The organism is Thiobacillus denitrificans, assembly GCF_001530125.1.
In the GTDB taxonomy this organism is placed as follows: domain Bacteria; phylum Pseudomonadota; class Gammaproteobacteria; order Burkholderiales; family Thiobacillaceae; genus Thiobacillus; species Thiobacillus denitrificans_C.
The window spans coordinates 219,302-230,623 of record NZ_LDUG01000036.1 but is presented as its reverse complement, the minus strand read 5'-3'; the positions used below and the strand labels follow the sequence as shown (position 1 = coordinate 230,623).

At 62.7% G+C, this 11,322-nt stretch carries 13 protein-coding genes; all 13 read right to left on the bottom strand.

The annotated features are described in order from the left end of the window. Window positions 1-637: 637 nt before the first annotated feature. Window positions 638-1,039, bottom strand: coding sequence for a hypothetical protein (locus ABW22_RS18125; RefSeq protein ID WP_237763350.1), 402 nt, complete (start codon window positions 1,037-1,039; stop codon window positions 638-640). Between the two features lie 100 nt (window positions 1,040-1,139). Next, window positions 1,140-1,586, bottom strand: coding sequence for a universal stress protein (locus tag ABW22_RS13505; RefSeq protein ID WP_059757661.1), 447 nt, complete (start codon window positions 1,584-1,586; stop codon window positions 1,140-1,142). A gap of 176 nt (window positions 1,587-1,762) precedes the next feature. Then, entirely contained in the window at window positions 1,763-3,094 is a 1,332-nt protein-coding gene (locus ABW22_RS13500; RefSeq protein WP_059757657.1) for a replication-associated recombination protein A, read from the bottom strand. Window positions 3,095-3,218: 124 nt separating this feature from the next. Continuing rightward, a complete protein-coding gene (gene lolA / locus ABW22_RS13495) occupies window positions 3,219-3,842 on the bottom strand; it encodes an outer membrane lipoprotein chaperone LolA (RefSeq protein ID WP_059757654.1) in 624 nt (207 codons plus the stop codon). Between the two features lie 138 nt (window positions 3,843-3,980). Continuing rightward, complete coding sequence (locus ABW22_RS13490; protein ID WP_059757650.1) at window positions 3,981-6,023, bottom strand: sodium-translocating pyrophosphatase; 2,043 nt, start codon at window positions 6,021-6,023, stop codon at window positions 3,981-3,983. A 62-nt stretch (window positions 6,024-6,085) separates the two neighbouring features. Continuing rightward, the gene (locus ABW22_RS13485; protein WP_059757647.1) at window positions 6,086-6,298 is read right to left on the bottom strand and encodes a hypothetical protein; all 213 of its coding nucleotides are present in this window, start codon (window positions 6,296-6,298) and stop codon (window positions 6,086-6,088) included. A gap of 116 nt (window positions 6,299-6,414) precedes the next feature. Beyond that, window positions 6,415-7,671, bottom strand: coding sequence for a 6-phosphofructokinase (locus ABW22_RS13480; RefSeq protein WP_059757644.1), 1,257 nt, complete (start codon window positions 7,669-7,671; stop codon window positions 6,415-6,417). Between the two features lie 103 nt (window positions 7,672-7,774). After that, a complete protein-coding gene (locus ABW22_RS13475; RefSeq protein WP_059757641.1) occupies window positions 7,775-8,140 on the bottom strand; it encodes a hypothetical protein in 366 nt (121 codons plus the stop codon). Between the two features lie 18 nt (window positions 8,141-8,158). Then, complete coding sequence (gene adk / locus ABW22_RS13470) at window positions 8,159-8,812, bottom strand: adenylate kinase (protein WP_059757638.1); 654 nt, start codon at window positions 8,810-8,812, stop codon at window positions 8,159-8,161. A 101-nt stretch (window positions 8,813-8,913) separates the two neighbouring features. Continuing rightward, entirely contained in the window at window positions 8,914-9,672 is a 759-nt protein-coding gene (kdsB, locus tag ABW22_RS13465; protein ID WP_059757734.1) for a 3-deoxy-manno-octulosonate cytidylyltransferase, read from the bottom strand. A 17-nt stretch (window positions 9,673-9,689) separates the two neighbouring features. After that, window positions 9,690-9,875: a Trm112 family protein gene (locus ABW22_RS13460; RefSeq protein ID WP_059757635.1), complete on the bottom strand. Its 186-nt coding sequence runs from the start codon at window positions 9,873-9,875 to the stop codon at window positions 9,690-9,692. Next, the gene (locus ABW22_RS13455) at window positions 9,856-10,971 is read right to left on the bottom strand and encodes a sensor domain-containing diguanylate cyclase (protein WP_237763349.1); all 1,116 of its coding nucleotides are present in this window, start codon (window positions 10,969-10,971) and stop codon (window positions 9,856-9,858) included. Before ABW22_RS13455 ends, ABW22_RS13460 begins: the two co-directional genes overlap by 20 nt. Before the next feature lie 40 nt (window positions 10,972-11,011). Further along, window positions 11,012-11,322 (bottom strand): tetraacyldisaccharide 4'-kinase (locus ABW22_RS13450; protein ID WP_193393305.1); only part of this gene is annotated, 311 nt, incomplete at its 5' end.

Genomic DNA, 11,322 nt, shown 5'->3' with positions numbered 1-11,322 from the left:
ATCGATTTGGCGCTGCCCCAGGGGGCGTTGCTGGCGGCCAGAACCGGCTGGCTGATGACGAGGGCGGCGCTGACGAGGATGCGTTTGAGCATGGGAGGGTCTCCGGGTGGGGTTAAGAATGCTGCGTGTCTGTATTGTTGGTTTGCGAAGCGGCGGATTCCTTAGGGAGACGCTGATTAATCCGTCTTTGCGAGGAGCGAAGCGACGCGGCAATCCAGAAATGCCTGCTTAATCAATGCGCTGGATTGCCGCGCTTCGCTCGCAATGACGGTTATATCGAATTAATCAGTGTTTCCTTAGGCTCTTTCATCGTTATTTGCTGGTATTGGCCAGCGCTGTGGGGGGGCGCCCTCGCCCCGATTTGCGCGCCGTCGCAACCACCACGGTATCGGCCCGGGGGCGGGCGTGCGTGGTTGTTGCCGACGCGTCGGCTTTTACAACCACGGCCTCCTCCTTGCGGGGGCTCCTACAACAGCCCCCCCGGCGGCGAGGCCTTGGCGAGCACTTGCCCTTTGCGCCTTGCGGCGCATCGAGGCTGAAGCCGTTCCTACGGCGGCGCCTGCGGGATGCCAAAGGACAGGGGCTTCATCAGGGGGCAAGACATGACCTCAACAACCAACAGTGACATAGCCATTCCTTACGCCGGAGGGTTTGAACGGGGCTGTCCCCTGCCCTTTGGAATCGCGCTACAGGGGCCTGTCTCAGGCCTGTTTTGAGACAGGTCGAAAGCGCCTGATGCCTGGCGCGGCAATCGCAGACTGGCCGCGTGGGAAAGCGCTCGACGGCCGCCGGGACGGATCGGGTTATTACAAGCCGACGACCTGCGCATGCAGGCCCTCTCCTGGAAACGATGCAGCAGGCTGGATGCCCGAGTGGATTCCGAGTCGTAGACCACCATGATCATGTGCGATTGCTCCGGGTTATGCCCCACCGATATCACGCCTGCCTCGTGGCGAACCGCCTCTTCGAGACTGTGCAAGGCATCTTCTTCGAGAAATTCCTGAATGTGCACAAGCACATCGTTCAGTTTTGCATCCATTTTGATCTCCTTCATCGTGCTTCAGCTGTGTTTGACCCATGCAGCGGCGGAAGTTCAGCGTGTGGCCGCCCGGACCTTCCACGTTTAACACGATCAAAAGTCATTTTCCGGGTATCAGCAAAACGGGCTTGGTCGCCACCCGCACGACACCCTCGGCGACACTGCCAAGGAACAGGCGGCTTAATCCGCGGCGGCCGTGCGTGCCGAGGACGATGAGGTCGGCCGGCCAGGTTTCCGCATCGTCGGCGATGGCCTCGGGAATGCGCATGTTCAGATTGTCGATCGTGATGAGACTCGACTCGCACTCAAGCCCGGATACCGCAACGGCCGTTTCAGCATTGCGCATGACGTCCTGCCCTTTTTGCAAAAGGCTTTCCGACACACTGGAGTGATCGGGAAACTCGGCGCCCATGTTGAGGTTCGCGACATCGACCACATGCACGATCCGCAATTGAGCCTGCGATTCCGTGGCAAGCCCGATCGCCGCCTGCAATGCAAGTTCTCCGGTTTCACTGGAATCCACCGCTACCAAAATGGGCTTGAACATGATGCCTCCATGGGTTGCGCTATCGGGTCATGCTGCGGTTGATGCGCCACGCGTTTTTGCCATCGTGTGCCTCCCATTGAATATAGACAGAATGCAAGCGCCTGCGGGGGTTCACGTTCATCTGATGCGGGGCCGCGTCGACAATCCCTTGCGGTCAGTCGTGGCAGTGAAAACCCTCAGTCCTTCCCGGCTTCTTTATCCAGCGCCCGCAGATGCGCCAGCTTCTCCGCGATCTTGCCTTCGAGGCCGCGCGGAGTGGGCTGGTACCAGTGTTGTTCCGGCAGGTCGTCGGGGAAGTAGCGTTCGCCGGCGGCGTAGGCTTCGGGCTCGTCGTGGGCGTAGCGGTAAGCACGGCCGTAGCCCAGCTCCTTCATCAGTTTGGTGGGGGCGTTGCGCAGGTGGATGGGGACGTCGTTGGAGGGGTTGGACTGGACGAACGCGCGGGCGGCGTTGTAGGCGACGTAGGCGGCGTTGCTCTTGGGCGCGCAGGCCAGGTAGATGCAGGCTTCGGCCAGCGCGAGTTCGCCCTCGGGGCTGCCGAGGCGCTCGTAGGTTGCGACGGCGTCGAGCGTGATGCCGAGCGCGCGCGGGTCGGCCAGGCCGATATCCTCAGAAGCCATGCGGATGAGGCGGCGGCCGAGATAGCGCGGGTCGGCGCCGCCGTCGAGCATGCGCACCAGCCAGTACAGCGAGGCGTCGGGGTCGCTGCCGCGCACGCTTTTGTGCAGCGCGGAAATCTGGTCGTAGAAGGCTTCGCCGCCCTTGTCGAAGCGGCGTAAAGACTGGGCAAGCGCGTTTTCGACGAAGGCGGCGTCGACTTCCTCAACCTGCGAAGTACGCGCGGCGATGTCGAGTTGTTCCAGCAGGTTCAACAGCTTGCGGGCGTCGCCGTCGGCGTAGGCGGCCAAGAGCTTGTCGACGCCCTCGCCCAGCTTCAGGTCGGGCAGCTCTTTCAGCGCGCGCTGCATCAGCTGGCCGAGTTCGTCGGGCATCAGCGACTTCAGCACATAGACCTGGGCGCGCGACAGCAGCGCGCCGACGACTTCGAACGAGGGGTTTTCGGTGGTGGCGCCGATGAAGGTGAACAGCCCCGATTCGACGTGCGGCAAAAACGCATCCTGCTGCACCTTGTTGAAGCGGTGGACTTCGTCGACGAACAGGATGGTGGTGCGGGCCAGGGTCTGGTTCATGCGCGCGCGCTCGACGGCTTCGCGGATGTCCTTGACGCCGGAGAGCACGGCGGAAATGGCGATGAAGTCGGCGCCGAAGGCCTGCGCGGTTAATCGTGCCAAGGTGGTCTTGCCCACGCCCGGCGGCCCCCACAGGATCATCGAATGCAGCTTGCCGGAATCGAAGGCGAGCCTGAGCGGCTTGCCCGGGCCCAATAAGTGCGTTTGACCGACGACGTCGGCGAGGGTGCGCGGGCGCAGGCGCTCGGCCAGCGGCGCGTTGGGGTCGTCGCGCGCGGGTTTGGGGGGGTCGGTCTGGAACAGGTCTTGGGTGCTCATTTGTCGCAAATTATCCACCAGAACCCCGGCGCTGTTGTGGGTGTTGTGGGAGGGGCGCCCTCGCCCCGATTGCCCGCACCGCGCCACCGCCCGCATTCGGGGCGAGGGCGCCCCTCCCACAGGATCACTCGCCGATGATGTCGGCGCCCTTCGGCGGGGTGAACTGGAAGCGCGACGGTGGAATGCTGGGGTTGCGCACGAAGCGCGACAGCTTGAGCGTGGTGCGCTGGCCGAAGAAGTCAAACAGTTCCATTTGCACCAGGACGTCGCCCTTGAAGCCCATGCGGATGCGCTCGAAGGTGGTGTCGCGGGTTGTCGGGGTGGCTTCCAGCCATTCCAGGCCGCCGGCCTGGCCGGCGTTTTTCAGGCTGAAGTATTTCTCGATCGAGTCGTCGCCGGCCAAGAGCGCCGCCGGGGTGCCGGCGATGACGTCGCCGAGCGACTTGACGGTGACCTGTTCGAGGTCGACGTCGTACAGCCACAGCTTGACGCCGTCGCCGACGATCATCTGCTCATACGGCGCGTTGTAATCCCAACGGAACTTGCCGGGGCGGGCAAACGCCATCTTGCCGCTAGCCTCCTGAGTGACACGGCCAGACTTGTCGGCGACGGTCTGGGTGAATTCGGCTTCGGCGGTTTTGACGCCGGCGATAAAGGCCTTGAGGCGCTCGACGCCGCCGGCGTGGGCGAGGCCAGCGTTTAAGATCAAGGGCAGCGCAAGTGCACAGGCCACAATAAACTGTTTCAAGAATGCTTCTCCTAAGGGGGGCCTGGTAGTCAGGCAAGCAATACCGAACGGGGTTCCTGTATTCAAAACAAAACCGCCCCGCACTATAGCGTGCGGGGCGGTTCTGGGTGAAGCCCGCAATGCTCGGGCGATCAGGCCTTAAGCAATCAGCGGCACAATCAGCAACGCCACGATGTTGATGATCTTGATCAGCGGGTTGACGGCCGGGCCGGCGGTGTCCTTGTAGGGATCGCCCACGGTGTCGCCGGTGACGGCGGCCTTGTGCGCGTCCGAACCCTTGCCGCCGTAGTTGCCTTCCTCGATGTATTTCTTGGCGTTGTCCCACGCACCGCCGCCGGTGGTCATGGAAATCGCCACGAAGATGCCGGTGACGATGGCGCCGAGCAACACGCCGCCGAGCGCCACCGGGCCGAGGATGAGGCCGACCAGCACCGGCACCAGCACCGGCAGCAGCGACGGCACGATCATTTCCTTGATCGCCGCCTTGGTCAGCATGTCGACCGCGCGCGAATAATCGGGCTTGGCGGTGCCGGCCATGATGCCGGGAATTTCCTTGAACTGGCGACGCACTTCCACCACCACCGAGCCTGCCGCACGCCCCACGGCTTCCATGCCCATGGCCGCAAACAGATAGGGAATCATGCCGCCGATGAAGAGGCCGATGATGACCATGTGGTTCGACAGGTCGAACGTCGTCACGCCACCGGTCATGGCTTCCAGCGCGTGGGTATAGTCGGCGAACAGCACCAGCGCGGCGAGGCCGGCCGAGCCGATGGCGTAGCCCTTGGTCACCGCCTTGGTGGTATTGCCGACGGCGTCGAGCGGGTCGGTGATGTTGCGGATCTCCTGCGGCAGACCGGCCATTTCGGCGATGCCGCCGGCGTTGTCGGTGATCGGGCCGTAGGCGTCAAGCGCGACGATGATACCGGTCATCGACAGCATGGCGGTGGCGGCAATCGCGATGCCATACAGGCCGGCCAGTTCATACGAGCCCCAGATCGCCAGACACACTGCCAGCACGGGGGCCGCGGTGGACTTCATCGACACGCCAAGGCCGGCGATGACGTTGGTGCCGTGGCCGGTGGTCGATGCCTGCGCGATGTGGCGTACCGGCGCGTATTCGGTGGCAGTGTAATACTCGGTGATGACGACCATCGCAGCGGTGAGCACCAGACCGATCAGCGCGGCGAAATACAGGTTCAAAGCCGGAATGACGCTGCCGTCGTTCATCTGCATGCCATCGCCCAGCAGCATCGTCGTCACCGGGTAGAAGGCGATCAGCGCCAGGCCGCCGGCAACCGCCAGGCCGCGATACAGCGCGTTCATGATCTTGCCGCCCTCGCGGACCGTCACGAAGAACGAGCCGATGATGGAGGCGACGATCGACACCGCGCCCAGCGCCAGCGGGTAGATCACCGCGCCCGCGCCGGCCTGGCTCGCGATCAGCACGCCGAGCAGCATGGTGGCGATCAGCGTCACCGCATAGGTCTCGAACAGGTCGGCGGCCATGCCGGCGCAGTCGCCGACGTTGTCGCCCACGTTGTCGGCGATCACCGCCGGGTTGCGCGGGTCGTCCTCAGGGATGCCGGCTTCGACCTTGCCCACCAGGTCGGCACCGACATCCGCGCCCTTGGTGAAGATGCCGCCGCCGAGTCGCGCAAAAATCGAGATCAGCGAACCGCCGAAGCCGAGGCCGACCAGCGCGTGAATCGCATCGATCGATGTTGCGCCCATCGAGGTCAACACGGCGTAGTAGCCGGCCACGCCCAGCAGGCCGAGGCCCACCACCAGCATGCCGGTGATGGCGCCGCCCTTGAAGGCGACGTTCAGTGCAGCGTTGAGGCCCAGCGAGGCCGCTTGCGCGGTGCGCACGTTGGCGCGCACCGACACGTTCATGCCGATGTAACCGGCCGCGCCCGAGAGCACCGCGCCGATCAGGAAGCCGATCGCTGTATGGCTTCCCAATGCCAGCCAGAGGGCGATGAACAGCACCACGCCAACCGCGCCGATGGTGGTGTATTGGCGGTTAAGATAGGCCTGCGCGCCCTGCTGGATCGCCAGCGCGATCTCCTGCATGCGCGGATTGCCCGCGGGTTTTTTCAGGATCCAGCCAATCGACACCACCCCATACACCAGCGCCAGCACGGCGCTGGCAAGTATCCACATCAACTGCGTATCCATCTCGTCCCCTTGTCGTTATTGCTGCACACAAAACAATAACGGCAGCTTTCGCTACCGTTCGCTTACTTGCCCATCGCCAGGCCGCCTTCGAAACGCGTGCCCGGCTCAAACCCGAATATCTGATCGAGCTGCAATTCCCTGATGAGTTGGTCGACCGCATCCTGCCCATGCTCGCGCTGCACTTCGGACAAAATCAGCTTGGCTGAATTGCCGTTGTAGAAGCCGCCGAAATCGGCTTGTACTTTTAGGAGTTGTTTCGCGCGGTCGAGTGTCATTTTTTAGTCGAGAGCTGAGAGTCGAGAGTCGAGAGCCTGGAGTTGGCGGCTGGAAGCGCGATGCTCCCGCTTTTCACTCTCGACGCTCCGCTCTCCGCTCTCCACTCTCTGCTCCCTCAAAGCTTGAACGTCGGCAGCTTCTTCGCCACCGCGACGTTTTTCAGCGTGACGTACACCGGCAGGCCGTCCTGGTACTTCGGATAGTCCTCGCCCTGGATCAGCGGCGTCAGGTAGCGCTTGCACTTGGGCGTGATGCCAAAGCCGTCACGGGTGATGAAGTCGCGCGGCATGAATTTCTCGACGTTGGCGACGTCCTTCAGGTCAGCCATGCCGATCTTGTACTTGTAGGGCACGTCGGAAATGCGGTCGACCGTCGGCATCACCGAGTTGTGGCCCGCGATCGCCAGCTCGACGGCCTTCTTGCCGAGCTCATAGGCCTGCTTGACGTCGGTCTTGGAGGCGATGTGGCGTGCGGCGCGCTGCAGGTAGTCGGCGACGGCCCAGTGGAACTTGTGGCCGAGTGCGTCCTTGATCATGTTGGCGACCACTGGGGCGGCGCCGCCCAACTGTGCATGGCCGAAGGCGTCGCGCGTGCCCTGCTCGGCGAGGAAGGTGCCGTCCGGGTAGTGGCAGCCTTCCGACACCACAACGGTGCAGTAGCCGTGTTCCTTCACCAGCTTGTTGACGCGGGCGAGGAATTTTTTCTGGTCGAATTCGATTTCCGGGAACAGGATCACCACCGGAATGCCGTGGTCCTCGACCAGCCCACCGGCGGCGGCGATCCAGCCAGCGTGGCGCCCCATCACTTCGAGGACGAATACCTTGGTCGAGGTTTTCGCCATCGAGCGCACGTCGTAGCTGGCTTCCAGCGTCGACACGGCAATGTACTTGGCGACCGAGCCGAAGCCAGGACAGCAGTCGGTGATCGGCAGGTCGTTGTCGACCGTCTTCGGCACGTGAATCGCCTGGATCGGATAGCCCATCTGCTCCGACAGCTGGCTGATCTTGAAGCAGGTATCGGCCGAATCGCCGCCGCCGTTGTAGAAGAAATAGCCGATGTTGTGCGCCTTGAACACTTCGATCAGGCGTGTGTATTCGCGTTTGTTGGCTTCCAGCGACTTCAGCTTGAAGCGGCATGAGCCGAACGCGCCCGACGGCGTGGAACGCAGCGCGGCAATGGCAGCGTCGGTTTCCTTGGTGGTGTCGATCAATTCTTCGGTCAGCGCGCCGATGATGCCGTTGCGGCCGGCGTAGACCTTGCCGATCTTGTCCTTGTGGCGGCGCGCGGTTTCGATCACGCCGCAGGCCGACGCGTTGATGACGGCAGTGACGCCGCCGGACTGTGCGTAAAAGGCGTTCATTTTCTTCGCCATGGGGTTGTCTCCTCAGTGTTTTAATTCAACGCAATAAACAGGGTTTTGTGCAAAACAAAAAGCCAGCACTGATTTAATTAAAAACAGTGCTGGCTTGAGCCATTCAACTGTTGCCGGATGCTTCGCCCTCGGCCAGGCGCCTGGCTTCCTCGTCAGCCTGCATTTTCAGCAGGATGGTGACGCAGTCGCCGATGTCGTCGTACTCTTCGCGCCCGGTCGCAAATCGATCGCGGATGCGATAGAAAAACATGCTGCGATAACGCGAATCGCCGGTTTTCGACAGCACGAAATGACAGCCGTGCTCGTTCCAGTAAAAGCCTGGGCACAGGGTCAGTTCGCGGTCGTCGATGTGCAGACGGATTTCGGTGTCGACATTCTGGACCTCGACGTCCCTGCCGTAACGCTCATTCACCGCCTGCTGGACAACCCAGCGCTCGGTATCGGTCAGCGGGGCAATCTGCTGCGGCATCGCTGGTGGGATCCCGGCTCAGCCGAGTGCGGCAAAAATCGAATCGCGGATGCCTTCGACCTTGCCGACGCCGGCGACTTTCACGTATTTGGGCGCGCCGGCTTCGCCGCGCGCCGCCCAGTCGCCGTAGTACTTCACCAGCGGTTCGGTCTGCGCGTGATAGACGTCGAGACGCTTCTTCACGGTTTCTTCGGTGTCATCGTCGCGCTGGATCAGGTCTTCGCCAGTAACGTCGTCCTTGCCGGTCACCTTCGGCGGATTGAACATGACGTGATAGGTGCGGCCCGACGTCGGGTGTACGCGGCGGCCCGACATGCGCTTGACGATTTCCGCGTCAGGAACATCGATCTCGACCACGTAATCAATCGGCACACCGGCAGCCTTCATCGCCTCGGCCTGCGGAATGGTGCGCGGGAAACCGTCGAACAGATAGCCGTTCTTGCAGTCGGCTTCGGTCAGGCGCGCCTTGACCATGCCGATGATGATGCCGTCCGACACCAGGCCGCCCGCGTCCATGATGGCCTTGGCTTTCATGCCGAGCTCGGTGCCTGCCTTGATCTGCGCACGCAGCATGTCGCCGGTAGAAATCTGCGGGATGCCGTATTTTTCCTTGATGTAATTGGCCTGTGTACCCTTGCCGGCGCCAGGGCCGCCCAACAGAATCAAACGCATTGCGTGTCTCCCTTTATGTGAATGTACAAAACCACACTAGCGTAAGGCAAGGCTCGCTCGCGCAACACTTAAAATTTTTTATTGGCGGATTCAAGCGGCTGCTATGCAGCGGCAAACAGGCCACGAACCCGCGCCAGGTCTTCCGGCGTGTCCACGCCCGGCGCCGGCGCGATGGGCGTGATACCGAGGCTGATGCGGTAGCCGTGTCCCAGCACCCGCAACTGTTCCAGCATCTCGTAGCGTTCCAGCGGCGAACTGATCAGGCTGGCATAGGTGCGCAGGAACCCGACGCGGTAGGCATACAGGCCGATGTGGCGCAGCGCACCGAGCTCGTGCGGCATGGCCTGCTGTGCGGCGAAGGCATCGCGCGGCCAGGGAATCGGCGCACGGCTGAAATACAGCGCGTAGCCGGCTTCATCAGCGACCACCTTGACGACATTGGGATTCATGAAGTCGGCGTGGTCGTGGATCGGATGCGCCAGCGTGGCCATCACCGCATCGTCGTGCAACACCAACTGGCGCGCAGCTTCGCGGATCAGCGCCGGGTCGATCAGGGGTTCGTCGCCCTGCACGTTGACCACCAGGGTGTCGTCGGCCCAGCCCAGGGTTTCGGCGACTTCGACCAGGCGCTCGGTGCCGGACTGGTGGTCCGGCGAAGTCATCAGGGCCTGATAGCCGGCGGCCTCGACCGCCTGCTGCACCCGCGCGTCGTCGGTGGCGACGACGACCGATTCGGCCCCCGCCTGTAGCGCGCGTTCCAGCACGCGCAGCACCATGGGCTGACCGCCGATGTCCGCCAGTGGCTTGCCCGGCAGGCGGCTGGACGCATAGCGGGCGGGAATGACGACGCGAAAATGCATGCTGGAGCGTGTCGACACTATTTGCCGTGGATTTCGTCGAAATTCAGCGCGCGTGCCTCTTCCGGCAGCATCACCGGAATGTCGTCCCGAATGGGATAAGCCAGGCGGCATGCCCGGCACACCAGTTCGTTCGCGGATTTTTTCCACTCGAGCGGGCCTTTGCAGACCGGGCAGACGAGGATTTCAAGAAGCTTGGGATTCATCGATCAGTGTCCAGTGGTTCGAAGTCGCGCCAGTGCCAGCCGTATCGGCCTGTTGCGACTTGCTTTGATAAAGATGGATGTCGGCGACCGCCAACAGCGTTTTCAGATCATGGCCGTCGTGCGGGGCATGGCTGACGCCCAGGCTCACCGCCATGGGCAGGCCGTTGCTGCTGCTCCAGGCTTCGGTGCGCGATTCGATGCGCTCGAAAATCCGGCGGATGGCGGCATCGTCACGCTGCGGCAGGATAGCAACAAACTCGTCGCCACCCCAGCGTCCGCATACGCCCATTTCAGCCGATTCACTGAATATCTGCGCGAACTCGGCCAGCACGCGGTCGCCCACGCCGTGGCCGTAGCGGTCGTTGACCGCCTTGAACTGATTGAGGTCGGCAAACAGCACGGTGGCCGGGATGCCGGGATTCGTCTTGTCGAAGACTCTGTCTGCCGCGGCCAGCAGACCGTGACGGTTGAGCAGGCCGGTCAGTGCATCGAAGCGGCTGCGGTAATCAAGCTGGCGGCGCTGCCCCTCGATGCGGCCCATCAGGATGTAGGCATACACAGCCAGGGTGACCCAGAACACGCCGAAAAACACATCGCCCGCGCCCACCTCAAACCCGCCCAGCCGATAGCGCAAGGCGAAGGCGATCGCCATGCCGAGAAACGCCCCGCCCAGCACCTCGGCGAACAGGCGCATGCCGTAACGCATGCCGTTGCCCAGCAGCACCATCAAGAACGCCAGCGCCGATGGCGGAATCGGATTGGGATCGTGAATCACGCACAGGGTGACGATCAGCAGATCGGCGCTCATGGCGCTGCGGATTTTCAGCAGCGTGACGCCCTGCAGCGCCTGATGAAAGAACCAGCTGTTGAGGAGAAAATAAACGCTGAGCGCGATCAGCAGGTACTCGATGCTGAACAGCGCCGGGGAAACGGATTTCAGGGTGGAGAAATAAATGACCGCAAGCGAAAAGAACAAATAGCGGGTGAAAAACTGGGTGAAAATTTCGGCGCGGTCGGGCACCCAGAAACCGGCATCCCCGGTTTCGGCTTCCCAGCGGCAGGGATGACGGCGGTCGCCCCAGTCAGAATTCTGCATACCCATTCCTCCTTCCCTGATGCGCAAGTGTTGCTTGTTGTTATTGTTTGAGGCGTGCGCTGAGCCAGTCGATGAATCCGCTTTCGGGGGCGACATCGAGTTCCACCGCCCACCACTCGTCTCCTGCAAAACCCGAGCATTTTACCGCGTCTTTTTCGGTCATCAGCACGGCGGCGTCGGCCGGCAGGTCCTGCCGCCGGAATGCGTGGTGGTCGGCGAAGGCACGCGGGCTGAAGCGGATGCCCTGCGCGTCGAGCATGTCGAAGAAGCCCTGCGGTCGGCCGATGCCGGTCACCGCGAGCCAGTCGCGCTGCGGCAGCTCGCGCAGCGGCTTTTTTTCCTGCGGCGCGC

Bases quoted from the DNA above. Each gene is read 5' to 3' on its own strand.
- ABW22_RS18125 (WP_237763350.1), bottom strand. From the start codon at position 1,039: ATGGATGCAAAACTGAACGATGTGCTTGTGCACATTCAGGAATTTCTC.
- ABW22_RS13505 (WP_059757661.1), bottom strand. From the start codon at position 1,586: ATGTTCAAGCCCATTTTGGTAGCGGTGGATTCCAGTGAAACCGGAGAA.
- ABW22_RS13500 (WP_059757657.1), bottom strand. From the start codon at position 3,094: ATGAGCACCCAAGACCTGTTCCAGACCGACCCCCCCAAACCCGCGCGC.
- ABW22_RS13490 (WP_059757650.1), bottom strand. From the start codon at position 6,023: ATGGATACGCAGTTGATGTGGATACTTGCCAGCGCCGTGCTGGCGCTG.
- ABW22_RS13485 (WP_059757647.1), bottom strand. From the start codon at position 6,298: ATGACACTCGACCGCGCGAAACAACTCCTAAAAGTACAAGCCGATTTC.
- ABW22_RS13480 (WP_059757644.1), bottom strand. From the start codon at position 7,671: ATGGCGAAGAAAATGAACGCCTTTTACGCACAGTCCGGCGGCGTCACT.
- ABW22_RS13475 (WP_059757641.1), bottom strand. From the start codon at position 8,140: ATGCCGCAGCAGATTGCCCCGCTGACCGATACCGAGCGCTGGGTTGTC.
- adk (WP_059757638.1), bottom strand. From the start codon at position 8,812: ATGCGTTTGATTCTGTTGGGCGGCCCTGGCGCCGGCAAGGGTACACAG.
- kdsB (WP_059757734.1), bottom strand. From the start codon at position 9,672: ATGCATTTTCGCGTCGTCATTCCCGCCCGCTATGCGTCCAGCCGCCTG.
- ABW22_RS13460 (WP_059757635.1), bottom strand. From the start codon at position 9,875: ATGAATCCCAAGCTTCTTGAAATCCTCGTCTGCCCGGTCTGCAAAGGC.
- ABW22_RS13455 (WP_237763349.1), bottom strand. From the start codon at position 10,971: ATGCAGAATTCTGACTGGGGCGACCGCCGTCATCCCTGCCGCTGGGAA.